Origin of the sequence: Streptosporangium sp. LJ11, assembly GCF_051918945.1 — a bacterium.
Taxonomy (GTDB): Bacteria; Actinomycetota; Actinomycetes; order Streptosporangiales; family Streptosporangiaceae; genus Streptosporangium.
This window is the reverse complement of sequence record NZ_JBPXMB010000008.1, coordinates 266,207-288,441: the sequence shown is the minus strand read 5'-3', so window position 1 is coordinate 288,441 and position 22,235 is coordinate 266,207. Positions and strand designations below refer to the sequence as shown.

Genomic DNA, 22,235 nt, shown 5'->3' with positions numbered 1-22,235 from the left:
AGAGACTTCTCGGCAAAGCTTTGTCTGCAGATATCGTTCTGCAGGACTAGGCTGCTCCTCATGAAGGATGACGAGCCGTTCCTGCTCGACGACCCCGGGAAGCTCAAGGCCCTCGCCCACCCCATGCGGCGGCTCATGCTGCGCCATCTCAACGTGCACGGTCCCGCGACCTCCACCACGCTCGGTGAGCTGCTCGGCGCGAAGACCGGCACGACGAGCTACCACCTGCGCCAGCTGGAGAAGTACGGCTTCATCGAGGAGGTCCCTGAGCGCTCGACCGGCAGGGAGCGCTGGTGGCGCAAGGCCAGGGGGCCGCGTGACCTGCGGCTTCCCAGGCCCGAACAGCTCGCCCCCGAAGACCGTCCCGCGCTCGCCGAGTTCCACCGGGTCGGCATGGAAGAGGACCGCGAGCTGATCGAGCGGTTCCCCGAGGCCTACCTGCGCGATCCCGAGTGGGCCACCGGATCGCGCGGCCTGGGCCGGATGACCAAGGCCGAGTTCAAGGAGTTCTTCGAGGCCTACGTCGCGCTGCTGATGAAGTACAGCCCCCTGCCCGAGGACGCGTCCCCCGGTGCGCGCCCCATGCACATCCGGCTCTTCGCCATGCCCGCCGACGAGGACTGACGGCGTCCGCCCGGGCCCTGCCGCACAGGGTCCCGGGCCGGCCCCCGGCCCGCGCGCGGGCCCGCGGCCGGCGGGATCGCGGACCCTCCCGCAAATCGGCCGTCCATGACTTTCGACCCATTGACGCCATGTTTCTGACAAGTTAAATTAAGTGTAGAAATAAGGCGTTGATTTACCGTTCCCCGTAAGTCGCCCTTCACCTGCAGTTAGCCCTTCCACCCCCCGGATCCGCAGTGGAGACATGCATGAGAGGTCTGTTCCGTCCTGCCGCCTTATGGACTGCCACGGCAGTCGCGGCAGCTCTGCTCGCAGTACCGTCGACCCCCGCCTTCGCCGACACGTTGCTGTCGCAGGGCAAGACCGCGACGGCCTCGTCGTCCGAGAACGCCGGCACCGCCCCGGCCGCCGCGGTCGACGGCAACGCCGGCACCCGCTGGTCCAGTGCCGCCACCGACGCCCAATGGCTCCAGGTGGACCTCGGCGCCTCGACCAGCGTCAACAAGGTCGTGCTGAACTGGGAGGCCGCGTACGCCAGCGGATACAAGATCCAGCTCTCCACGAACGGAACCACGTGGACGGACCTGAAGACCGTCACCGGCGGTGACGGCGGGATCGACACCTGGGACGTCACCGGCACCGGCCGGTACGTCCGGATGCAGGGGGTCACCCGGGCCACCGGCTACGGCTACTCCCTCTGGGAGTTCCAGGTCTTCGGCCCCGACGGCGGCCCCGACCCCGGCGGGCCCTGCGGGACCACCAACGCCGCGCTGAGCAAGACCTACAGCGCCTCCTCGACCGAGAACGCCGGAACCCCCGCGAGCGCCGCCTTCGACGGCAACAACGGGACCCGCTGGGCCAGCGCGGCCAGCGACCCGCAGTGGGTCCAGGTGGACCTCGGCTCGGCGCAGACCCTCTGCAAGATCGACCTGAGGTGGGAGGCCGCGTACGCGAGCGCCTTCAAGCTCCAGGGGTCGACCAACGGCACGACCTGGACCGACCTGAAGACCGTCACCGGCTCCACCGGCGGCGTTCAGTCGCATGACGTGACCGGCTCCGTCCGGTACGTCCGGATGCTGGGCAGTGCGCGAGGCACCGCCTACGGCTACTCACTGTGGGAGTTCGCCGTGTACACCACGTCGAGCGGTCCTGAGATCCCCGGCGGCGGGGAACTGGGCCCGAACGTCCACGTCTTCGATCCGTCGATGTCCAGCGCCACCATCCAGAGCCAGCTCGACGCGGTCTTCACCCAGCAGGAGTCGGCCCAGTTCGGCACCGGGCGCCACGCCTTCCTGTTCAAGCCGGGCACCTACAACGTGAACGCCAAGGTCGGCTTCTACACCTCGATCATCGGTCTGGGCCAGAACCCCGACGACGTCACCCTCAACGGCGTGACCGTCGACGCGGGCTGGTTCAACGGCAACGCGACCCAGAACTTCTGGCGCTCGACGGAGAACCTGTCGGTCCAGCCGCCCGGCGGCACCAACCAGTGGGCCGTCTCCCAGGCCGCGCCGTTCCGCCGCATGCACATCAAGGGCGCGCTGAACCTGGCCCCCACCGGCTACGGCTGGGCCAGCGGCGGCTACATCGCCGACAGCAAGATCGACGGTGCCGTCGGCCCGTACTCGCAGCAGCAGTGGTACACCCGTGACAGCTCCGTCGGCGGCTGGGTCAACGGCGTGTGGAACATGGTCTTCTCCGGGGTGCAGGGCGCCCCCGCGACCAACTTCCTCGACCAGTCCTACACCACGCTGGAGAACACCCCGATCAGCCGCGAGAAGCCGTACCTCTACGTCGACGGCGGCGGTGCCTACCGGGTGTTCGTCCCGGCCAAGCGGACCAACGCGCGCGGCGTGAGCTGGGCGAACGGTTCCACCCCCGGCACCTCGCTCCCGCTCGGCCAGTTCTTCGTCGCCAAGCCCGGCGACTCGGCCGCGACCATCAACGCCGCGCTCGGCCAGGGCCTGCACCTGCTGCTCACCCCCGGCATCTACAACCTGGACCAGCCGATCAACGTGACCCGCGCGAACACCGTCGTCCTCGGCCTCGGTCTCGCGACGATCATCCCGGGCGGCGGCTCCACCGCTGTCAAGGTGGCCGACGTGGACGGCGTGAAGCTCGCCGGCTTCCTCGTCGACGCGGGCCCGCAGAAGTCCGACGTGCTCATCGAGGTCGGCCCGCCGGGGTCGAGCGCGGACCACGCCGCCAACCCGACCACGCTGCAGGACGTCTTCGTCCGCATCGGCGGCGCCTTCGCCGGCAACGCCACCACCAGCGTCGTCGTCAACAGCGACGACGTGATCATTGACCACACGTGGCTGTGGCGCGGTGACCACGGCGAGGGCATCGGCTGGAACGTCAACACCGCCGAGACCGGCCTCATCGTCAACGGCGACGACGTCCTGGCCACCGGCCTGTTCGTCGAGCACTACCGCAAGTACGACGTCGAGTGGTACGGCGAGCGCGGCCGGACGATCTTCTTCCAGAACGAGAAGGCGTACGACCCGCCGAACCAGGCGGCCTACATGAACGGCACCACCAAGGGGTGGGCGGCCTACAAGGTCGGCCCCGCGGTCAACACCCACGAGGGCTGGGGACTCGGCAGCTACGTCTACTTCAACGTCGACCCGACGATCGAGGTGGAGAACGCGTTCGAGACTCCGGTGAAGCCGGGCGTGAAGTTCCACAGCCTGCTCACCGTCTCCCTCGGCGGCAACGGCCGGATCAACCACGTGATCAACGGTGTGGGCGGTCCCGCCTTCGGCACCGCGACGATCCCGTCCAAGCTCGTCTCCTACCCCTGAGGTCCTGAGCCCGCCTGATCAGCGGTGGTCATAGCGCTCTCCTCGCTGATCAGGCGTTCCACCCCACGCCGTGGGTCTCCGCCGCCGCGGAGGCCCACGGCCTCGCCGTTCTCAGGGGGCGGTGGCGCGGTAGCGCAGGCCGTCCATCAGCAGGTCGAGCAGGCGGCGGGCCTGGTCGCGCTGCGCGGGCTCTCCCGCGGCGAGGGACACACCGCCCATGCCCGTGAGCACGTCGACCGGATCGACGTCCGAGCGCACGGTCCCGGCGGCGGCACCCGCCCGGAGCAGCGTCGTCATCGCCTCGACCAGCCGGTCGCGACTCTGCGCGTACGGATTCCCGCCGGACGCGATGACCGCGTGCAACGCGTCGGCCATGCCGCGCTTGGTCGTCATGTAGTCGACGAAGCGATCCATCCAGGTGCGCGTCGCCTCGTCCGGCGGCATCGCCCCCAGCAGGTCCGGCACGACGTCGCACAGCCTGTTCAGCTCGCTGCGGTACGCCTCCTCGATGAGCGCCTCGCGGGTGGGGAAATGGCGGTAGAGCGTGCCGATGCCGACGCCCGCGGCCTTCGCGATCGCGTCGAGCGTCACGTCCGGCCCGTCGTGGGAGAACGCGCGCACGGCGACCTCCAGCAGCCGTTCGCGGTTGCGCCGCGCGTCGGCGCGCAACGGTCGGGGGCCGGTGGCCGACACGGTTTCTCCTCGTCAGTCCCTGCGGACGTGGTAGCCGGCGCGCTGGACGCCGGGGGGGCGACTTGCTAAGCGGAGGAAACTCCACTTACAGTGGTTCGTAGTGGAGGGTCCTCCGTTTTCACATCGTACCGGCCGGGCCTCCCCTTCGCACAACCGAGCACATCGCCGAGCACATCGCCGACAGGACAGGCACGATCATGACTGAGACCGCACGTATCAGCACCCCGTTCACCGCCGCGTCCACCGCCGCCGAGGTCGTGGACGGCATCGACCTCACCGGCCGCCGCGCCGTCGTGACCGGCGGAGCGTCCGGCATCGGCATCGAGACGGCGCGGGCGCTCGCCGGGGCGGGCGCGGAGGTGACGCTGGCGGTACGCGACCTCGACGCCGGAGAGCGCACCGCGAACGACATCATCGCGACCACCGGCGGCAAGCAGGTCCTCGTCGCACCGCTGGACCTCGCCGACCAGGCGTCCGTGGCGGCGTTCACGGCCGCGTGGGACGGCCCGCTGCACATCCTCGTCAACAACGCCGGCGTCATGGCGTCGCCCGAGACGCGCACCCCGGAGGGCTGGGAGCTGCAGTTCGCCACCAACCACCTCGGCCACTTCGCGCTCGCCACCGGGCTGCACCGGGCACTCGCGGCGGCCGGCGGCGCCCGCGTCGTGTCGGTCAGTTCGAGCGCGCACCTGCGCTCGCCGGTCGTCTTCGAGGACATCCACTTCAGGGAGCGCGCGTACGAGCCGTGGTCCGCGTACGGGCAGTCCAAGACGGCCAACGTGCTGTTCGGGGTCGAGGCGACGAGGCGCTGGGAGAGCGACGGCATCACCGTCAACGCGCTCATGCCCGGCGGCATCCGGACCAACCTGCAGCGGCACGTCTCCCAGGAGGAGCTCGACCGGGCGATCGCGGCGGCCGCCGGCTCGGGCATCACGTGGAAGACGCCCGAGCAGGGTGCCGCCACGTCCGTGCTGGTCGCGACGTCGCCGCTGCTCGAAGGCGTCGGCGGGCGCTACTTCGAGGACTGCAACGAGGCCGGCCCGAACCTGCCGGGCACCCGCACCGGGGTCGCCGCGTACGCCCTCGACCCCGAGGCGGCCGCCCGTCTCTGGCAGGTGTCCGTCGAGACGCTCACCCCGTGATCCGCGCTTGACCGTCACAACATATCCATGTACCAATGGCAGCCGGCGCGGTTTCCCGTACCGGGGAATAAGAAAAGCAGCCATTAGAATTCACTTATCGTTTTCAGCATGATGTTTTATTGGACCGTCGTCGTGCACGCGTTGTAATTTCGCCACAACGCTTATATCCGAGCCTCACGTTTCGGAGTGAACAATGCACACGACCGACCGTTCGTCGCCCGCGCGCCCCAGGAGCGGGCTCGCCGTCGTCGCCATCTGCTTCTTCACGATCGTCTTCGACGGCTACGACCTGATCGTCTACGGGTCGGTGGTTCCCAGCCTGCTCGACGACCAGGAGTGGGGTCTCACCCCGGCGCAGGCGGGGGCCATCGGGAGCTACGCCCTGATCGGGATGCTGATCGGCGCGGTCGTGGCGGGCATGATCACCGATGTCGTCGGGCGACGAAAGATCATCCTTGTCAGCATCGCGTGGTTCTCCGTGGCCATGGTGCTGTGCGCCACGGCGTCGTCACCCGAGACCCTCGGCCTGTTCCGCTTCGTCGCGGGTCTCGGCCTCGGAGGTGTCGTACCGACGACGATCGCACTGACCGTCGAATACGCCCCGAGGAACCGGCGCAACCTCTACAACGCGCTCATGTTCTGCGGTTATCCGGTGGGCGGCTGCCTGACCGCGCTGGTGGCCATGGCGCTTCTCGCCGAGCACGGCTGGCGGGTGATGTTCCTGGTCGGAGCCGCGCCCATCGTGCTGATCCTGCCGCTCGCGATCTGGCTGCTTCCCGAGTCGGCGAGCCATCTGCTGGCGCGGGGACGCCGGGCCGAGGCCGAGGCCGTGGCCGCCCGCTACGGGCTGGACCTCGGCGACGGTCGCGACGAGCCCGCCGGGCCGCGCGCGGGGAAGGGTTTCACGCTGCCGTTCCGGCGGGGCTACCTCGCCGCCACCCTTCTCTTCGGAGCGGCCAGTTTCTGCGGCCTGCTGCTGGTCTACGGACTCAACACCTGGCTGCCGCAGATCATGCGCGAGGCCGGCTATCCCCTCGGGCCCTCGCTGCGGTTCCTGCTCGTCCTGAACGTCGGGGCGATCGCCGGCACCATCGTGATGTCGGCCCTCGCCGACAGGATCGGGGCCAAGGCCATCACGGTCTGCGCCTTCCTGGCCGCCACCGTGTCCATCTACCTGATGAGCCTCGACCTGGGCACCGGCCTGCTGATGCTCTGCGTCGCCGTCGCGGGGCTGGGCAGCGTGGGAACCCAGATCCTGGTCAACGGCTACGTGGCGATCTTCTACCCGGCCTCCGGCAGGGGCTCCGCCCTCGGCTGGACGCTCGGCGTGGGCAGGGCCGGCGCGATCGCCGGCCCGCTCCTGGGCGGCTGGCTGCTGGGCTCCGGACTCGGATTCGCATGGAACTTCTACGGGTTCGTCCTGCCCGCCCTGCTGGGCGCGCTGTTCGTCGCCGCGGTCCCGCGCGTCACCCGCCACCGGCGGGCGCCGGCCGTCGGGGAGACGCCGGTCGGGGAGACGCCGGTGGAAGGCGACGCGCTCGGCACCATCCCGCCCCAGCGGCGGGCCCACCAGGACGTCATGAGGTGACGGGCCGGACGTCCGCCCGCCGTCAACCGCCGGCGCCGGGGCCCGCGGGAGAACCGGCGGCCTCTCTCGGCCCGCCGGAAAGGATCATCCGGCGGGCCACCCCGGCCATCCAGGCGAACGTGAAGGCGATCACCGTCGGGTTCTTGGCGGAGACGAGGATCGACGTCACCAACACCATCGCGGTCCTCAAGACCCAGACCGCCCGCCTGGCGTCACCCGGCGACCGGTGACGCGGTGGGGCCGCCACGAACCGCCGGTGGAACGCGCCTCTCGTACTTTGGGCCGATCCGAAGTGGTGCGTACTCTCGTACCATGAGGAGGTGCTCCCCCTTGTTCGCTCCGTGTGGGACGAGCCCCGCCCTCCCGACCCGCCGCCGCGAGCGTGGCGGGACTGGGTGCTCGTAGGGGTGCTCGTGCCGATCGCGCTGCTCGAAGGGGTGCTGCGGCCCGACCTTCCGTGGCGGGCCGTCTCGGTGGCGGTCACCGTCGGGCTGGTCCCCACGTTGTTGTGGCGCCGGACCAGACCGCTGCCGGTGGTCATGATCGTCTTCGGCGTCACGAGCCTGGTCCCGCTGCTGACGGGCGGCGACTCCGCGGAGACGTACACGATGGCCTATCTGCTGCTCGTGGTGTACTCGCTGTTCCGGTGGGGGTCCGGACGCGAGGCGGTGATCGGGCTGACGATCATGCTCGTCGCGGTTCACCTCTCGATCGTCTTCGACCGCCTCGCCCCCGCCGACGTGGTCGCCGCGTTCGCCGTCATGTTCTCCGCCGTCGCCCTGGGCGGAGCGCTCCGGTACCGGGCGCGGGCGAGGATGCGCGAGCTCGACCAGGTCAAGATGCTCGAACGCGAGCAGCTGGCGCGCGACCTGCACGACATCGTCGCCCACCACGTCTCGGCGATGGCGATCCGCGCCCAGGCCGGCATCGCCACCTCGGCGTCGCGACCGAACGCCGCGACCGAGGCGCTCCACGTGATCGAGGCCGAGGCGTCGCGCGCCCTCGCCGAGATGCGCGCCATGGTCCGCGTCCTGCGCCGGACCCAACCTGCGGAGCTGGCACCCGGCCGGCGCGTCACCGACCTCCGGCAGTTCGCGGGCCGGGGCGGCTCCGGTCCGTCCGTCGACGTGGAGATCCCGGACGACCTCGGCGACCTCCCCCCGTCGGTCGAGGCCGCGATCTACCGCCTCGCCCAGGAGTCGGTCACCAACGCCCGGCGGCACGCCCGCCACGCCACTCGCGTCGAGGTCCGCGTCACCGCCGACGACACGTCGGTGCGCCTGCGCGTGAGCGACGACGGCGACACCGGTTCCGTACGCCCGCCCGCGCCGGGATACGGGCTCATCGGCATGATCGAACGCGCCGAGCTGCTCGGCGGCACCTGCGAGGCCGGCCCGAACCCCGAGCGGGGCTGGACCGTCACCGCCGTACTGCCCCGGGCAGGGGCGACGGCGTGAGCATCCGGGTGCTCGTCGCCGACGACCAGGAAATCGTCCGTACCGGGCTCGCGATGATCCTCGACGCCCAGCCGGACATCGAGGTCGTCGGCGAGGCCGCCGACGGGCGGCGAGCCGTCGAGCTCGCGCGGCGCCTGCGCCCCGACGTGTGCCTGTTCGACATCCGCATGCCCGGCCTCGACGGCATCCAGGCCACCCGCCTCCTCGCCGGGCCGGACGTCGACGATCCCCTCGCCGTCGTCGTCATCACCACGTTCGACCTCGACGAATACGTCTACGCCGCGCTGCGGGCCGGTGCCAGGGGTTTCCTGCTCAAGGACGCCGGCACCGTCATGCTCTCCCAGGCCGTCCACGCCGCCGCCGGCGGTGACGCGCTCATCGCCCCGAGCGTCACCGCGCGGCTGCTCGGCGCCTTCGCCGACGCCGGGCCCACCTCACCCTCGCTGCACCCCGTCGAGGCGCTCACGGACCGGGAGGAACAGATCCTCGTCACCGTGGCACGGGGGCGGACCAACGTCGAGATCGCCGACGAGTTCCACATCTCCCTCAGCACCGTCAAGTCCCACATCGCGAGCCTGATGGCCAAGCTCGGTGCCCGCAACCGCGTCGAGATCGCCATGTGGGCCTACGAGACCAGGCGCCTTCGGAGCTGATCCGGGCGGCGAGGGGAACGGCTCGGACGGTGGCGGCCCGCCGGTGGAACGGCCCGCCCGGAGCCCGCCGATCGTCCATCGATCGGGCGTACTTTCGGCTGATGAGTCCCTCGCGGGGGCCTTCTACCGTGATTCTCATGGCCCGAGACACCCTCGGCGCCACCTGGTCGGCGACGCCACCGATCCACCGGCACCGATCCGTGGGCGTGGCGCCCCGACAGACCCGTACCCACCCGCGATGGATGAGGAGAATGCGTTGAAAGCGTTCGTCCTGCGCTCGTACGGCTCCCCCGACGTCCTCGATCTGACGGAGATCGACACGCCCGTTCCCGGCGACGGCGAGGTGCTCGTCCGGGTGCGCGCCACCTCCGTCAACCCCTACGACTGGCACAACATGAGAGGCGAGCCGTACGTCGCGCGCCTGATGCCCGGCGCCCTGGGGTTTCGCGCCCCGAAGCTCGCCATCCTGGGCGCCGACGTGGCCGGGCAGGTCGAGGCGGTCGGCGCGAACGTGACGGCGTTCCGCCCCGGCGACGAGGTGTTCGCGCTGCTCGAGGAGGGCGGCTTCGCCGAGTACGTGTGCGTCAGGGAGGACAGGCTGGCGCCGAAACCGAAGAACCTGTCGTACGAGCAGGCGGCGGCGGTACCGATGGCGGCGTGCACCGCCCTGCTGGGCCTGCGCGACGACGGACGGATCCAGCCGGGGCACCGGGTCCTCGTCAACGGCGCCTCGGGAGGGGTGGGGACGTTCGCCGTGCAGATCGCCCGCGCGTTCGGCGCGGAGGTCACCGGCGTCTGCGGCACGGGGAACGTGGGCATGGTCCGGTCGATCGGCGCCGACAAGGTCATCGACTACACCAAGGAGGACTTCACCCGGGACGAGCGGCGCTACGACCTCCTGCTGGACGTCGCGGGGGGCCGCCCGGTGTCGGCCTGCCGCCGGACGTTGACTCCCAAAGGGGCCTACGTCATCGTCGGCGGGCCGGGCGGCCGATGGCTGCGACCCGTCGGTCACATGTTCTCGGCCCTCGCGACCGCGCCGTTCGTGTCCCAGCGGACGGCCAGGACGGACGTGGTCCATTACACGGAGAACAAGAGGAACCTGGTGACGCTGACCGAGCTCATCGAGGCCGGGAAGGTCACCCCGGTCATCGATCGGCTCTACCCGTTCGAGGAGATCCGGACGGCCGTCGAATACCAGGAGAAGGGGCACGTGCCGGGAAAGGTCGTCATCAAACTCTGAGACGACGGACCCGCCGCGCGTACGACGACCACCTTGAGGCGCGGCCCGCAGGCGGCCCGCCTCCGCGGTTCGCGGGGTGGCGGCCCACCCGGCGGAGCTCGCCGCCGCCGGCGCATCCGGCACCCCGAAGTATGCTGGGCGCCCGTGCGGAACCGAGCACGGACGATCAACGATCATGGATGCGACCGTCACCACCTGCGGGACCACGGTCGCGAGCGGCATCGGCCGGACCATGAGGACGGCCGGAGCGAATCGGCCGGACCGTGGAGACGGCCGGAGCAAGAGGTGGACCGGCATGACGGCCAGCGGGATCTCGGACCCGGAACTCACCCTCGGCGCCCAGTCCGGGGACGTCGCGGCGCTGGGGCTGCTGCTGGAGCGCCACCGGGCGGGCATGCGCGCGGTGGCGCTGAGCCTGCTGGGGCACGGGCCGGACGCGGACGACGCCGTACAGGACGCGGCGCTGGTCGCGCTCCGGCGGATCGGCGACGTCCGGGACCCCGCCGCGGTGGGACCGTGGCTGCGGATGATCGTCCGCAACGCGTGCCGGACGCGTCTCCGGTCCGCCCACGACACCCGGTTCCTCGACGAGCTCGCGCTGCCCTCCCCGGACGCGACCCCCGAGCAGGCACTGGAGCGGCACGCGCTGCGCGACTGGGTCTGGCGGGCGATCGAGGAACTGCCCCCGCCCGTCCGGACGGCCGTCATGCTGCGGCACTTCAGCAGTCGCGTCACGTCCTACCAGGAGATAGCGGCGGCCTGCGCGGTACCGGTGGGCACGGTTCGCAGCCGGCTCAGTCAGGGGAGGGCCAAGCTGGCCGAGGCCCTGCGGGCGACCGCGGACTCGGCGCACGGCGACGCCGCCGAGCTGGCCGCGGCGAGCCGGCGGGAGGCCCTGGAGACCCTGGAGGCGGCCGCGCGGGGGAGGTTCGCCGAGGTCCTGGCCGAACGGTGGTCGCCGGAGGTCGCGCTGCTCGTCGGGGAGCGCCCGACGATCGGGCACGACTTCCTGCTCAGGGGAATGGAGGGCGATCTGGAGGCCGGGGTCCGCCAGCACCTCGCCCACGTGGTCGCCAGCCGTGACATCACCATCTGGGAGATGGACATCGTCAATCCGGTGGATAACCCGGAACACTGCCCGCCCGCCGTGACCTGGCTCATGTCCCTCGACAAGGGGCGGGTCCACCAGCTGCGGCTCTACCATCCGCGGCCCTCAGGAACGGCCCTTCACGATCCACGGCCCTCCGGACCGGCCTGAGCACGGAACGGCGGCTCCACCCGCGGCTGCGGCTGTGACCACGATCACAGGGACCGGATCGAACTTACCCGCCGCCCCCGCGTCCTGTCGGTGTCAGTGACGACACCACACGACCGGAGATCCCATGAACGCCCTCGACACGAACCCGCTGTCGCCCGGCACCCACGCCGTCGACCTGAACGGCATCGTCCAGCGCTACCACGTCCACGGCACCGGACCGGTGTGCCTGGCACACTCCGGTGGCCCCGGCGTGCTCTGGGAGTACATGAGGATGCCGGCGGTGGAGCGGCACCTGACCGTGGTGTACGTGGAGCCGATCGGCACGGGCGGATCGGGCCGCCTCGAGACGCACCCCCACGGCTACACGCGAGACCGCTACGCGGAGGCCCTCGACGACCTGATCGACCACCTCGCGCTTCCGAAGGTGTACCTCCTCGGCCACTCGCACGGCGGTTTCGTGGTGCAGCACTACGCCCTGCGCCACGCCGATCGGCTCGCCGGGATCGTCCTGTACGACAGCGCACCGGTCACCGGGGCCGAGCACTTCGCCGAGGCCATGCGCAACATGGAGGAGTTCACCCGGAGGAACGCGGGCAATCCCGAGCTCCAGGGAGTCCTCGACGCCTTCCGGTCGATCCCCGCCATCTCGAACGACGAGGAGTTCACCGCCACGATCCGCGGGCTGCTCCCGGCCTACTTCGCCGACTACTGGGGGCGCGCGGAGGAGTTCGCGCCCCTGCGGGCCACGGTGAGCGGATCACACATCTCGGGTCTCGACGAGCATCTGGCCCCCGACGTCATCGACGACCGGGAGCTGCTGGGGGCGATCACCACACCGACCCTGGTGATCACCGGCCGGTACGACGTCATCTGCGGGGTGCGCTGGGCACACGAACTCGACAAGCTGATCCCCGGCTCCGAACTGCTCATCCTGGAGAACAGCGGCCACTTCGGCCACCTCGAGGAGCCCGAGGACTTCGCCCGCGCGGTCGCCGGCTTCGCCGCGTCCACCGCGGCGTGACAGGCCGACGGGCCTGCTCATAACCGCGAAAAGACCCGCTCGAAGATGATGCGCGGGTCACGGAACGCGATCACCTACCACCGGCGCGGTGCGCGCAGAAAGCCACGGCCCTGCGCGATATCCGCCTCTTCTCGTACTCCCCTGATCGATCGGTCCTTCGGAACCCCGTTTCGAAGGACCGATCACGGACGTCACATCTCGTGCCGATGAGGAGTTTTGGACGCGGGGATTTCGACCCTGGCCCGAGCGGTCGGCCGCCGGCCTGTGCTGAGACTTCCCGCACGGTGGCGTCGACACCGGCCGTACGACATCGAAGGACGCACCAACCAACAGCATCTCTACCCGTCAGCACTGGTAGATGCCCTCCTGGGCTCTTTCATCGAATGGCGTCCACTCGTCATGTCGCGCCGTGCCGTCACATAAAGGAACTCGGCGAAGGCATGCGTCAACTCCATCCCGGTCAACCCTTCGAGAAAAAGGAATTGTCCTTGAGGATTTACTTCAAGCCAAACGGGCTCGCCGTCGCAAATCTTTAAATCGAATATTCCCATTCTAAGATTTAACAATTCGAGCACTCGGTGAAGGCGTTCAATCGTGACCGGATCGAGGGTTGTGGGCGTGAAGGGCACATCAAGGTTCGGACGCCAATCCAAATCTTGAGACTCGATCTCAACGGCGTATGTGTCGGAGCCGCAGCAGAGGACTCTGAGGTGCCGACTTCCAGGTACGTACTCTTGGAAGATGGTCGGACAAAGTCGCAGGGCATCCGAATGAAGCAGATGCTCACGCGTGACCTTCATTGTCAGCAGCTGTTCATGTCTGGATGCTCGAACCGGCTTCATGATGGCGTTTCCACTGACGGCCTCATAGAAACGCATGATCTCTTCAGGATCCTGCGAGACCAAGGTCCGAGGGACCTTGAAACCGGCCAAGCCGGCGGCGCGGAGCTGTACGAGCTTATTCTCGGCTCTGCGTGTGGCGTCAGGATCACTTACCCAAGTACCCGAGAATTCCACATCGAGGAGGCCATGCAGGGTTGCGGTACAGCTCTGATTGACGACGTCCACATATGCGTCAGCAGCGAGGTCGCTGATTCCGTTTTGCGGAAGATTTGCTCGTCGATACCAGATCACGTTTATATCCGCAACCGCAATACTTCCACCACCCCGCGTAGGAAGCACACACAGATCTCCGGGGGTGGTCGACCAAGTGAGGCCGGCTCGGTGACCGGAAAAAGAATCGATCTCGACCACATCACAGTCGACATTAAAGAACTCGCACATCCTGCGTTGAACTGCGAGCGCGTGCAAGTCATTTGTGCATGAAAGAATGACTGCCTTCGGTCTGCCGCTACGGGTGTTCAAGAAAGTCGCATTCGTCGATGCTGTTGTTACCGCACCATGAGTATGTTGCCGAACCTGTCGCTTTGAGCGTGAACGCGTCAGTGACGTTACCGATCCCGACGTTTTGCATCATGTAACTTTCCCACTCGGCCAAGCGGTCACCCGTAACCGTCTCGAACCGGGTCGGCTGGAACATGAAGACAACGGGAATGCGACCATCGGCCTGACTCTCTCCCGCACCACCGCTGAAGGCCATGTAAGCCCGCTCTCCTGCTGGTAGGAACTTGATTTCTGTTACCGGTTTCCGTTGGTCACCACGGAGCCCAGTCACAATCATCGGGCGCTTCCCCGCCCGGGCAGAAAGAAATCGTATGAGTGCCGGTCGCTTTGAGCGCGAACGTGTCAGTGACGTTACCCATCCCGACGTTTTGCATCATGTAACTTTCCCACTCGGCCAAGCGGTCACCCGTAACCGTCTCGAACCGGGTCGGCTGGAACATGAAGACAACAGGAATGCGACCATCGGCCTGACCTTCTACGGCAGCACTGTCCCCAGAGTCCACATCAACACCTTTCTTATGGAATTTTGAATGACAAATCAGGTGCGATGGGCTGGTGTACTACCCCGGGATCCAGTCGCAGTCGTCTGGATAAGGTTCGCTGCCCGGACAAAAGGAGGTCGTACGTGTTCCAGCGGCTTTGAGCGCGAACGCATCAGCGATGTTGCCAAGCCCGACGTTTTGCATCATGTGACTTTCCCACTCGGCCAAGCGGTCACCCGTAACCGTCTCGAACCGGGTCGGCTGGAACATGAAGACAACGGGAATGCGGACTTCAGCCCGATCTTCTCCCGTCGTACCACCGTCTGAAGTCACAGCAGACCTCCAGCGTGATCGAAGAGCGACACCGCGCTCACTGAGGGCAGCGTAACTCGGCTCTTCATGCACCGCCAGACCCACTTCCGGGAATTCCAGTCGCTGACCACTGAATTGGAGAGTAGGTATTTGTCCGTTATGTTCCCAACCAATAGGAATTCGTGGCTTTTCGTAACACCAACCCTCCAGACAAGGTCAACTGTCCCCGGACCGCATCGCATCACCACACCGACCCTGGTGATCACCGGCCGGTACGACGTCATCTGCGGGGTGCGCTGGGCACACGAACTCGACAAGCTGATCCCCGGCTCCGAACTGCTCATCCTGGAGAACAGCGGCCACTTCGGCCACCTCGAGGAGCCCGAGGACTTCGCCCGCGCGGTCGCCGGCTTCGCCGCGTCCACCGCGGCGTGACAGGCCGACGGGCCTGCCGTGCCGCGGCCTGAGCCACCGGGGCCGGGCGGGACGGGGTCCCGCCCGGCCCTCCGGTTCCTTGAGCACCGGGTTGAGGTCGGCCGGCTCGATGGCCGGTCGACGACCGGGCCTTGAGCTCGGCGAAAACGACCTCATCCTCGCCGGTCGCCCGCGAACCGCGAGCGTGCCCGGCCACCGTGCCCCCGCGTCCGTGGCCGGGCATCCCCTACTCGGCCGAGGGCGCCACCGGCTCGGAGTCGGTCCAGCCGGCCTCCAGCACCACCTCGGTGCCGTTGTTCCCGCCCGGCACGCCGGCGTTCAGGAAGGCCAGCACCATCGAGGTGTCCGGATCGATGATCAACCTGTTCGGGGTGGACCGGTCGTACAGGCCGGGGAACGCGATCGCGACGCCCGGTCTGCCTCGCGGGTCCCTGGTGGGGCCCTCCACCCGCACGAAGGGCAGCGCCGCCAGCGCCCGGTACGCGGCGCCCCGCACCTCCGGAGAGGCGGGCAGCTCGTACAGCAGCGACGCCAACGCCATCGGCAGGTGGTCCTCCGCGGAGCGCTCGACCCCGACACGGATGGCCTCCAGCGTCCGGTTCCTCAGAGCCTCGGGGTCGGCGGGCAGCGCTCCGATCTCTTCCAGAGTCAGCCGCTCGCCGCCGAACCGGAACTTCATCTTGTCCTTGTACGAGCCCAGATGCCCTTCGCCTGGCGAGGTGGAGAAGGCGCCGTACTCCATCTTCCCCTCGCCCGGCGAGATGGAGGAGTCACCGCGCTCCGCCTTCCATTCGGTCGGCGAGCCGTCGCGGCGCCACGCCTCCACGTCGAGGGGGCGCGTGGCCAGCTTCTTGTAGCCGGTCCAGGCCCGGCCCTCCGCGGAGATCCAGTTCTCGGTGATGGTGGAACTCTCCAGTTGGTAGGTGTCGCCCTTCTTGCCGTACGGCCTGGCCCACCGGATCGTGTTCAGCCGCTTGACGTGCCAGTAGGCGCCCTCGGGAGCGGCCTCGGCCTTGGCCGCGGCGGCCAGCAGGATCGAGGGGCCGGACAAGATGGTCGCGCCGATCCGGGGGGCGGGGGAAAGCGCGGGGGTGGAGGTGGCCAGGCCGGGCACGAAGATCACCGCCGCGGCCGCGGCCGCGGCGGCGAGGCCCGCGACACCGGCCTGCCATGGCAGGCGCCGCCTGGTCGCCGCGTGCACGCGTGCCCGCACCCTCTCCTTCACGAACGGGTCGTGGGCGGGCCGGCCGTACAGTTCACGGACCTCGGTGAGTTCATCCATGATCGTCCTTCATCGGGTCGGCGCCCAGAGCGGCGCGGATCTTGGTTCTGGCACGGCTCAGCCGCGAGCCGACCGTGCCGTAGGAGATACCGAGCGCGGCGGCGATCTCCTCGTGGCTCAGTCCCGCCAGGGCCGTCAGGAGCAGCACGTCGCGCTCGCCCCGCCCGAGACGGGCGATGGCCTCGGCGAGCGCGGGTCGCAGGCTCTCTGCGCTGACCTGGGCCGCCACCCGTTCCTCGTGGCCGGGTGAGTCGGCTGGGGGGCCGTACCTGTTCATGGCCCGCAGCGCGCGGATCTCGGCCCTGCGATGCTTACCGACGAGGTTGGTGGCGATGCCGTACAGCCAGGTTCTGACGCCGGCCCTGGCGGGGTCGTATCGCGCTCGCTTGCGGAACGCCGTCAGGAACGTCTCGGCCACCACGTCCTCGGCCTGTCCAGGGCCGAGTCGCTGGGTGACGTAGCCGTGAATCTCGCTGAAGTAGGCGTCGAAGACCGCGGAGAAGTCGTCGAGCGACTGGTCTGGCGGTCGTTCGACCGGCGTGGCTGTCATCGAGAGCCTCTCGGGAGCGAATGTCGGTCATGGGGTATCACCCGATGGGCCGATCTGCTTTCCCGATCGCCGGTAGGGGCAGAGCGCACTGGACGCCTTCGCCCCTCCGGGCTGGTCACCCGTCGGCGCCCTGTGCCAGGGTGGCCGGTATGTTCGCGATCACCGTACTGACAGAGGACGGTCACCGGCACGTCCGGGCGAGTGCCGGGAAACTCGCCGAACTGGTCGACCGGCTGGGCGGTCAGGGCGACAGGTTCCTGGTCGTCCAGCGGATTCCCGACCTGCCCGAGGTCTTCATTCAGGTATGGCACGAGAATGGGGGCGACTACGCGCTGGAACACCGGGGCGGGGCACCCGACCGGCACTTCCAGACCGTACTCGGCAAACCCGAGCCGGTGATCGCGGCCATGACCCGCTGGGCGCGCTCGGAGGACGAATGGGACTCCGGCTTGGACTGGACCCCGTCGGACCTGGACGTCCCCGAACCTCCGCCTCCTCTCGCACTCGACGAGGACGAGCGTAAGGCTCTCGACGCACGCATCCGTGAAGTGATCGTGGGCGGTTACGGGACGCGGGCGCAGCTGGCCGAGATCGCGGAGGACCATCTCGTGTCGGGGAACCGCCGACCGGTCTCTCCCGAACAGGCACGCCGGCTGGTGGACCGGATGTGGCTGGAACGGGTCGAGGAGCAGGCCTCCTGGCAGGGGGAGACGGACCCGGAACGGCTCAGCCGGGCCTTCACCGCCCTGGAGGCCACGGGCGTCACGGCGAGGGAGAACTTCACCTGCTGCCGCACCTGCGGTCAGGCGGAGATCCGGGGGGCGGGCTCACCGGACGCCCGAGGCTACGTCTACTTCCACAGCCAGTGCACGAACTCGGCCGCGGCCGGACACGGGCTGACACTCCTGTACGGCGTGTTCGACGGCTCACCGGACACGACGGCGTCCATCGGGCGAGAGATCGTGACCGCGCTCCAGGCGACCGGCCTTCCGGTGGAGTGGAACGGCGATCCCCGGCAGGCCGTCACCGTCGTCCCCCTCGACTGGCGCAAACGCCTCATCGGCTGAGCACGAACCCGGCCACACCTCGTTCGTCCGTCTCGGACGGGTCAGAGAGGTCGAGCCGGTCATGGGCGGTGACGGCAGGACCCTGACGAGAGAGCGGGCCGATCAGTCCGGCGCCTGCGCGTAGGAGCCGGATGTCAGGTCCTCCAGGACGCCGGGGCGGCGGGGTTCCAGCCGAAGAGCCTCCGGGCCCGCGACGAGTCCAGCGGTGACGAGCGGGTGAGCGTGGCGGCGAACGGTCCCAGCGCCTCGGCCGCCTGCTCAAGGGTGATCGACATGGCACGCGCACCCGTCAGCTCGGCGACGGCCTCGGCGATCCGCCGCATGGGGGTCCGTTCGAGCCCGACGGCGTTGCCGACGACCCCGGGCGCGGGGCGCTCCAGCATGGCCAGGTACAGCTCGGCGAGATCGTCGACATGCACCGACTACCACTCGTTGGCGCCCTCCCCGACGTAGGTGACCACGCCCTGCTGCCGGGCGGAGGCCACCATGCCCTGCAACAGCCCGGACCCGCCCCGGCCGTAGACCAGCGAGGCCCGGATCACCATGCCCGCCACGTGGCCGGTGTCCAGGACCTGCCGCTCACCGAGGATCTTGTACGGCTGCGGCGAGGTCCGCGGGTCGACGGGGTGATCCTCGTCCACCGTGACGCCCTGGGTGTCCGGACAGACCAGGCCCGTACTGGTGTAGAGAAACGTCCCCCCTTCGCCCAGTCCGGCCAGCAGCGCCCGCAGGGCGTCGTGCTCGATCTCACCCATCTCCGGGTGGGCGTAATCCACGGCGGTGTGGACCACGGCCTCGGCGTCCGCGGCGCTGTTCGAGGACTTCTCCGCCCTGGCCGGGCAGGAGCGCAACATCATCCGGCGCTACTTCCTGCACCCGGACCCGGAGCATCGGCATTACGGCATGGGCGGCCCGGAGCGGTTCGTCGTCACGGCGGTCAGCTATCTTCGCCTGGCCGTCACCCGCTATCCCGACGATCCGGAGCTGAAGCTCCTGGTGGACGAGCTGGTGGCCGGAAGCGAGGAGTTCGCCCGCCTGTGGAACTCCCACCGGTTCCACATCGAGCGTCACCTGCACCAGACCGTACGGCATCCGCAGGTCGGGCCGATCGAGCTGGACTTCGACGTCCTGACCGTTCCCGACTAGGAGGAGCAGGTGGTCATCTTCACCGCCGATCCCGGGTCTTCCGCCTACCAGTCCCTCCAGCTCCTGAAGGTCGTCGGCACCCAGCGCATGACCGTCGCCGGCTGACCCGCGCGCACCGGCCCGAGGTCGCCGGAAGGAACCGCGAGGCCGGGCCGGCCCACGTCGGCTGACTTCGCCGGTGGTCGGGCCGGCGGCGTGGAAGACTCCGGCGCCGCCGGGACCACGGAAACGGCCGGCCTCGTACCCGGCCCACCAGGTGTCCCGGCATCCGTGGTCCGTGATCGGCGGCCGTCGGGAGCGCGCCCTCACAGGCCTTTGCCCCTGGCGCGGAAGGCCGCCGTCTTGACGCGGTTCTGGCAGGTGGTGCCGCAGAACCGGCGGGTACCGTTGCGGGAGACGTCCACGTAGACCCGGTCGCAGTGCGGCGCCGTGCACACGCCGAGACGGTCGTGGTACTCGCTTCCCAGCACGATCGCGAGACCGGTGGCACAGCTCGCCGCCCAGTCGCCCGCCATGGTGCCACCCGGGCCGTGGAAGTGCAGGTGCCACGGCTCTCCGTCGTGGCGTTCGAGCATCGGCCGTGCCCGGGTCTCCTCAAGGAGATCGTTGACCCGCAGGGCGGCGGCGTCGACGTCTCCCCTCGTGACGGCGTCGAAGACCACGCGCAGCCGCGCCGCGATCTCGACGAGCTCACCGGCCTCCGTCTCGGTGACCTCCCGGTGGTCCGGGTGGCCGGTGCGCAGGCCCTCCGTGGCGGCGGCGGCGAGATCTCGTGGCGGCGGGAAGTCGCGGCCTCGCCTCTCTCCCGGGGTCAGCTCGTTGACCAACCCCACGGCCACCCGAACGATCGCATCAGCGTGACTGTTGAAATCCACTTGACCAGTTACATCCTCGCGTTCTAGCTTGTAACTGTCATAAGGCTATACGACAGTCACAAGGAGACTATGGTGCTCACCCACGATGCCGCACTCGAGTGGATCGCACGCTGGGACCGCCAGCAGGAGGGCTACCTGCCCGACCGCGAGGAGCGCTTCACCGCGCTGATCGACGCCGTCGAGGCGACGGGCCGCCCCGACCCGCTGGTCATCGACCTCGGCTGCGGACCGGGCTCGCTGTCCGCCCGCCTCCTGGAACGGCTGCCCAGGGCGACAGTGATCTCGGTCGACGCGGACCCCCTGCTGCTCGGCCTCGGCCGGGCCGCCTACCCGCACCTCTCCTTCGTCTCCCTCGATCTGCGCACCCCCGGATGGACCGGGTCCCTGGGCCTGGACGGGCCGGCCGACGTCGCGGTGAGCACCACCGCGCTGCACTGGATCTCCGGACCGGACCTCCGGAAGATGTACGCCGAGCTGGCGACCGTGCTGCGTCCGGGCGGCCTCCTGCTCAACGGCGACCACATGGAGACCGACGACACCACTCCGGCCATCGCCCAACTCGAACGCACCGTGCACGACCGGGAGACCCTGCGCACGTTCGCCGGCGGCCACCCCGAGGACTGGCGCCAGTGGTGGGAGGCGGTCGCCGCGGATCCCGCCTTCGCCGAACTCCGCACCGCACGCACCACCGCGGGCGCCGACCATCACGGCTCGGAGTCCTCCCTGCTCTCCGAACACGTCGACGCCCTCCGCGATGCCGGATTCGCCGAGATCGGCACCCTCTGGCAGCGCGGCAACAACCGTCTCCTCTGCGCCGTCCGCGACTGATCCGGCCACCGGCACCCCCGCGGCCCGCCGCCGCCACTGCCCATGGACGAGACCTTCCCGTACCATCCCTGCATGTCCCCTCGCATAGCGGTCATCGTGCTGGCAACCGTGCTCGCCACAGGAGCCGCGCTTCCTCCCCGTTCCGTCCGCGGGGACGTCAACGGGGACGGCGGGGCCGACCTGGTGGTGGGCGGCGCCGGTCCGCTCACGATCCAGCCGCTGAAGGGCAGAGCGGCGGTCCGGGACCAGCGCGCGACCGCGCTGTCGACGGGCGACTTCGACGGTGACGGCCTCGCGGACGTGGCGGTCGGCGCCGGCGGCACGGTCACCGTCCTGTACGGCCGGCGCGCGGACGGCTATGTCGGCCGGACCGGCCGATTCACCCCCGGCCAGGGCGGTGTCCCCCGGCTCGGCACCGGCCACGGCTTCGGCAACGCGCTGACCACCTCCGACCTCAACCGGGACGGCTACACCGACCTCGCCGTGGGGGCGCCGGAGACCACGCTGGACGGCGCGGCGACGCACGGCGGCGCCGCCGTCGTCCTGTACGGCTCCCGCCGCGGTCTCACCTCCTCCGGGGCACTGCGCCTCAGCGAGAACACGCCGGGAGTGGTCGGCTTCAGCCAGCACAGCCGTCTCTTCGGCGCCGCGCTGGCGGCCGGAGACGTGACCGGAGACGGATACAACGACCTGGTGGTCACCGCGCCGTCCGGACGGCCGGGATACGACATCGGCGGGGCCGTCCACGTGTTCAAGGGGTCGGCCAGAGGCGTGACGACCGCCGGAGACACCATGGTGACCAGCGGAAACGTGGACGGCCGCGTCATGGACGCGCAGGCGTGCGCGGGTGGTCCCGACGGTGCCGACAACAAGGCGAACACCGCCAGGTGCACGCGCGAGCCGTTCGGCTGGTCGGTCCGGGTCGGCCGTTTCCACGGCGGCAAGCACGCCGACGTGATCGTCGGAATCGGCACCGGCAGGCTTCTCGTCCTGCGAGGCGGTCCCGCGGGCGTCGACAGGCGCCGGCTGAAGACGCTGGCCCTGCCCGGCATCACCGGGACGAGCGACCCGGCCAACGACCACGCCGGCTCGCTCGCCGCCGGCGACGTCGACAAGGACGGCTACACCGACCTCGTCGCGGGAGCTCGCGGCCGGGGCGAGGTCGCCGTCCTGTACGGCTCCGCCATTGGGCCGCGCCGGCCGGACTGGGTCGGGAAGGGCGGGGCCAACGTGGCGCTGCTCGACGTGGACGGCGACACCGTCCCGGAACTCGCCACCACCGACGGAGGCTCCACCCGGATTCTCTGGATCAAGAACGGCCGGGTCGCCAGGACCACCGCTCTTCCCCTGAAAGGCCGGCTGATCGCGCGCTGAC

General features: G+C 69.4%; 23 protein-coding genes. 14 read left to right on the top strand and 9 right to left on the bottom strand.

Annotation, left to right across the window (positions count from 1 at the left end):
* Window positions 1-60: 60 nt before the first annotated feature.
* Complete coding sequence (locus tag ACTOQ3_RS14840) at window positions 61-624, top strand: ArsR/SmtB family transcription factor (protein WP_440068031.1); 564 nt, start codon at window positions 61-63, stop codon at window positions 622-624.
* A 245-nt stretch (window positions 625-869) separates the two neighbouring features.
* Entirely contained in the window at window positions 870-3,425 is a 2,556-nt protein-coding gene (locus ACTOQ3_RS14835) for a discoidin domain-containing protein (RefSeq protein ID WP_440083947.1), read from the top strand.
* A gap of 111 nt (window positions 3,426-3,536) precedes the next feature.
* Here ACTOQ3_RS14835 and ACTOQ3_RS14830 read toward each other — a convergent pair whose 3' ends face one another.
* Entirely contained in the window at window positions 3,537-4,118 is a 582-nt protein-coding gene (locus tag ACTOQ3_RS14830) for a TetR/AcrR family transcriptional regulator (RefSeq protein ID WP_440083946.1), read from the bottom strand.
* A gap of 197 nt (window positions 4,119-4,315) precedes the next feature.
* On the opposite strand from ACTOQ3_RS14830, the gene ACTOQ3_RS14825 reads away from it, so the two are divergent.
* From ACTOQ3_RS14825 to ACTOQ3_RS14795, 7 genes are all read left to right on the top strand, one after another.
* Window positions 4,316-5,260, top strand: coding sequence for an SDR family NAD(P)-dependent oxidoreductase (locus ACTOQ3_RS14825; RefSeq protein ID WP_440083945.1), 945 nt, complete (start codon window positions 4,316-4,318; stop codon window positions 5,258-5,260).
* Window positions 5,261-5,453: 193 nt separating this feature from the next.
* The gene (locus ACTOQ3_RS14820; RefSeq protein WP_440083944.1) at window positions 5,454-6,848 is read left to right on the top strand and encodes an MFS transporter; all 1,395 of its coding nucleotides are present in this window, start codon (window positions 5,454-5,456) and stop codon (window positions 6,846-6,848) included.
* Between the two features lie 320 nt (window positions 6,849-7,168).
* Complete coding sequence (locus ACTOQ3_RS14815; protein WP_440083943.1) at window positions 7,169-8,305, top strand: sensor histidine kinase; 1,137 nt, start codon at window positions 7,169-7,171, stop codon at window positions 8,303-8,305.
* A complete protein-coding gene (locus tag ACTOQ3_RS14810; protein WP_440083942.1) occupies window positions 8,302-8,958 on the top strand; it encodes a response regulator in 657 nt (218 codons plus the stop codon). The genes ACTOQ3_RS14815 and ACTOQ3_RS14810 overlap by 4 nt, the downstream gene beginning before the upstream one ends.
* Window positions 8,959-9,214: 256 nt before the next feature.
* Window positions 9,215-10,201 (top strand): NAD(P)-dependent alcohol dehydrogenase, encoded by a 987-nt coding sequence (locus ACTOQ3_RS14805; protein ID WP_440083941.1) that lies wholly within the window; start codon window positions 9,215-9,217, stop codon window positions 10,199-10,201.
* A 175-nt stretch (window positions 10,202-10,376) separates the two neighbouring features.
* Window positions 10,377-11,459: an RNA polymerase sigma factor gene (locus tag ACTOQ3_RS14800; RefSeq protein ID WP_440083940.1), complete on the top strand. Its 1,083-nt coding sequence runs from the start codon at window positions 10,377-10,379 to the stop codon at window positions 11,457-11,459.
* Window positions 11,460-11,583: 124 nt separating this feature from the next.
* Window positions 11,584-12,480, top strand: a complete 897-nt coding sequence (locus tag ACTOQ3_RS14795) for an alpha/beta fold hydrolase (RefSeq protein WP_440083939.1) — start codon at window positions 11,584-11,586, stop codon at window positions 12,478-12,480.
* A gap of 338 nt (window positions 12,481-12,818) precedes the next feature.
* Here the strand turns inward: ACTOQ3_RS14795 and ACTOQ3_RS14790 are convergent, their stop codons facing one another.
* The 3 genes from ACTOQ3_RS14790 to ACTOQ3_RS14780 all read right to left on the bottom strand — a co-directional run bounded on the left by ACTOQ3_RS14790 (window position 12,819) and on the right by ACTOQ3_RS14780 (window position 14,386).
* Window positions 12,819-13,613: an ATP-grasp domain-containing protein gene (locus ACTOQ3_RS14790; RefSeq protein WP_440083938.1), complete on the bottom strand. Its 795-nt coding sequence runs from the start codon at window positions 13,611-13,613 to the stop codon at window positions 12,819-12,821.
* Between the two features lie 217 nt (window positions 13,614-13,830).
* On the bottom strand, window positions 13,831-14,079 hold the full coding sequence (locus ACTOQ3_RS14785) for a hypothetical protein (protein WP_440083937.1): 249 nt from the start codon (window positions 14,077-14,079) through the stop codon (window positions 13,831-13,833).
* Between the two features lie 55 nt (window positions 14,080-14,134).
* Complete coding sequence (locus tag ACTOQ3_RS14780; RefSeq protein WP_440083936.1) at window positions 14,135-14,386, bottom strand: hypothetical protein; 252 nt, start codon at window positions 14,384-14,386, stop codon at window positions 14,135-14,137.
* A 378-nt stretch (window positions 14,387-14,764) separates the two neighbouring features.
* Here ACTOQ3_RS14780 and ACTOQ3_RS14775 point away from each other — a divergent pair, with 378 nt between their 5' ends.
* Window positions 14,765-15,112, top strand: a complete 348-nt coding sequence (locus ACTOQ3_RS14775; RefSeq protein WP_440083935.1) for an alpha/beta fold hydrolase — start codon at window positions 14,765-14,767, stop codon at window positions 15,110-15,112.
* A gap of 226 nt (window positions 15,113-15,338) precedes the next feature.
* Here the strand turns inward: ACTOQ3_RS14775 and ACTOQ3_RS14770 are convergent, their stop codons facing one another.
* Both ACTOQ3_RS14770 and ACTOQ3_RS14765 read right to left on the bottom strand, forming a co-directional pair.
* Window positions 15,339-16,394 carry a CU044_5270 family protein gene (locus tag ACTOQ3_RS14770; protein WP_440083934.1) on the bottom strand — a complete coding sequence of 352 codons (1,056 nt, stop codon included), beginning with the start codon at window positions 16,392-16,394 and terminating at the stop codon, window positions 15,339-15,341.
* Entirely contained in the window at window positions 16,387-16,944 is a 558-nt protein-coding gene (locus ACTOQ3_RS14765; protein WP_440083933.1) for an RNA polymerase sigma factor, read from the bottom strand. The genes ACTOQ3_RS14770 and ACTOQ3_RS14765 overlap by 8 nt, the downstream gene beginning before the upstream one ends.
* A 149-nt stretch (window positions 16,945-17,093) precedes the next feature.
* Between ACTOQ3_RS14765 and ACTOQ3_RS14760 the strand changes: the two genes are divergently transcribed.
* Window positions 17,094-18,011, top strand: a complete 918-nt coding sequence (locus ACTOQ3_RS14760) for a DUF6891 domain-containing protein (protein ID WP_440083932.1) — start codon at window positions 17,094-17,096, stop codon at window positions 18,009-18,011.
* A 134-nt stretch (window positions 18,012-18,145) separates the two neighbouring features.
* Here ACTOQ3_RS14760 and ACTOQ3_RS14755 read toward each other — a convergent pair whose 3' ends face one another.
* Together ACTOQ3_RS14755 and ACTOQ3_RS14750 are read right to left on the bottom strand one after the other, a co-directional pair.
* Complete coding sequence (locus ACTOQ3_RS14755) at window positions 18,146-18,430, bottom strand: hypothetical protein (protein ID WP_440083931.1); 285 nt, start codon at window positions 18,428-18,430, stop codon at window positions 18,146-18,148.
* A gap of 3 nt (window positions 18,431-18,433) precedes the next feature.
* Complete coding sequence (locus ACTOQ3_RS14750) at window positions 18,434-18,802, bottom strand: hypothetical protein (RefSeq protein WP_440083930.1); 369 nt, start codon at window positions 18,800-18,802, stop codon at window positions 18,434-18,436.
* On the opposite strand from ACTOQ3_RS14750, the gene ACTOQ3_RS14745 reads away from it, so the two are divergent.
* Entirely contained in the window at window positions 18,792-19,157 is a 366-nt protein-coding gene (locus ACTOQ3_RS14745) for an MmyB family transcriptional regulator (protein WP_440083929.1), read from the top strand. The genes ACTOQ3_RS14750 and ACTOQ3_RS14745 overlap by 11 nt on opposite strands.
* 305 nt (window positions 19,158-19,462) lie before the next feature.
* Here the strand turns inward: ACTOQ3_RS14745 and ACTOQ3_RS14740 are convergent, their stop codons facing one another.
* Window positions 19,463-19,996 carry a CGNR zinc finger domain-containing protein gene (locus tag ACTOQ3_RS14740; protein WP_440083928.1) on the bottom strand — a complete coding sequence of 178 codons (534 nt, stop codon included), beginning with the start codon at window positions 19,994-19,996 and terminating at the stop codon, window positions 19,463-19,465.
* A gap of 108 nt (window positions 19,997-20,104) precedes the next feature.
* Between ACTOQ3_RS14740 and ACTOQ3_RS14735 the strand changes: the two genes are divergently transcribed.
* Together ACTOQ3_RS14735 and ACTOQ3_RS14730 are read left to right on the top strand one after the other, a co-directional pair.
* Window positions 20,105-20,860, top strand: a complete 756-nt coding sequence (locus tag ACTOQ3_RS14735) for a class I SAM-dependent methyltransferase (protein ID WP_440083927.1) — start codon at window positions 20,105-20,107, stop codon at window positions 20,858-20,860.
* Window positions 20,861-20,932: 72 nt separating this feature from the next.
* Window positions 20,933-22,234, top strand: coding sequence for an FG-GAP-like repeat-containing protein (locus ACTOQ3_RS14730; RefSeq protein ID WP_440083926.1), 1,302 nt, complete (start codon window positions 20,933-20,935; stop codon window positions 22,232-22,234).
* Window position 22,235: the final 1 nt, after the last annotated feature.

Excerpts from the sequence above, each read along its gene's own strand:
- ACTOQ3_RS14840 (WP_440068031.1), top strand. The coding sequence starts at position 61 with ATGAAGGATGACGAGCCGTTCCTGCTCGACGACCCCGGGAAGCTCAAG.
- ACTOQ3_RS14835 (WP_440083947.1), top strand. The coding sequence starts at position 870 with ATGAGAGGTCTGTTCCGTCCTGCCGCCTTATGGACTGCCACGGCAGTC.
- ACTOQ3_RS14825 (WP_440083945.1), top strand. The coding sequence starts at position 4,316 with ATGACTGAGACCGCACGTATCAGCACCCCGTTCACCGCCGCGTCCACC.
- ACTOQ3_RS14820 (WP_440083944.1), top strand. The coding sequence starts at position 5,454 with ATGCACACGACCGACCGTTCGTCGCCCGCGCGCCCCAGGAGCGGGCTC.
- ACTOQ3_RS14800 (WP_440083940.1), top strand. The coding sequence starts at position 10,377 with ATGGATGCGACCGTCACCACCTGCGGGACCACGGTCGCGAGCGGCATC.
- ACTOQ3_RS14795 (WP_440083939.1), top strand. The coding sequence starts at position 11,584 with ATGAACGCCCTCGACACGAACCCGCTGTCGCCCGGCACCCACGCCGTC.
- ACTOQ3_RS14785 (WP_440083937.1), bottom strand. The coding sequence starts at position 14,079 with ATGGCCTTCAGCGGTGGTGCGGGAGAGAGTCAGGCCGATGGTCGCATT.
- ACTOQ3_RS14775 (WP_440083935.1), top strand. The coding sequence starts at position 14,765 with ATGCACCGCCAGACCCACTTCCGGGAATTCCAGTCGCTGACCACTGAA.
- ACTOQ3_RS14770 (WP_440083934.1), bottom strand. The coding sequence starts at position 16,394 with ATGGATGAACTCACCGAGGTCCGTGAACTGTACGGCCGGCCCGCCCAC.
- ACTOQ3_RS14765 (WP_440083933.1), bottom strand. The coding sequence starts at position 16,944 with ATGACAGCCACGCCGGTCGAACGACCGCCAGACCAGTCGCTCGACGAC.
- ACTOQ3_RS14760 (WP_440083932.1), top strand. The coding sequence starts at position 17,094 with ATGTTCGCGATCACCGTACTGACAGAGGACGGTCACCGGCACGTCCGG.
- ACTOQ3_RS14730 (WP_440083926.1), top strand. The coding sequence starts at position 20,933 with ATGTCCCCTCGCATAGCGGTCATCGTGCTGGCAACCGTGCTCGCCACA.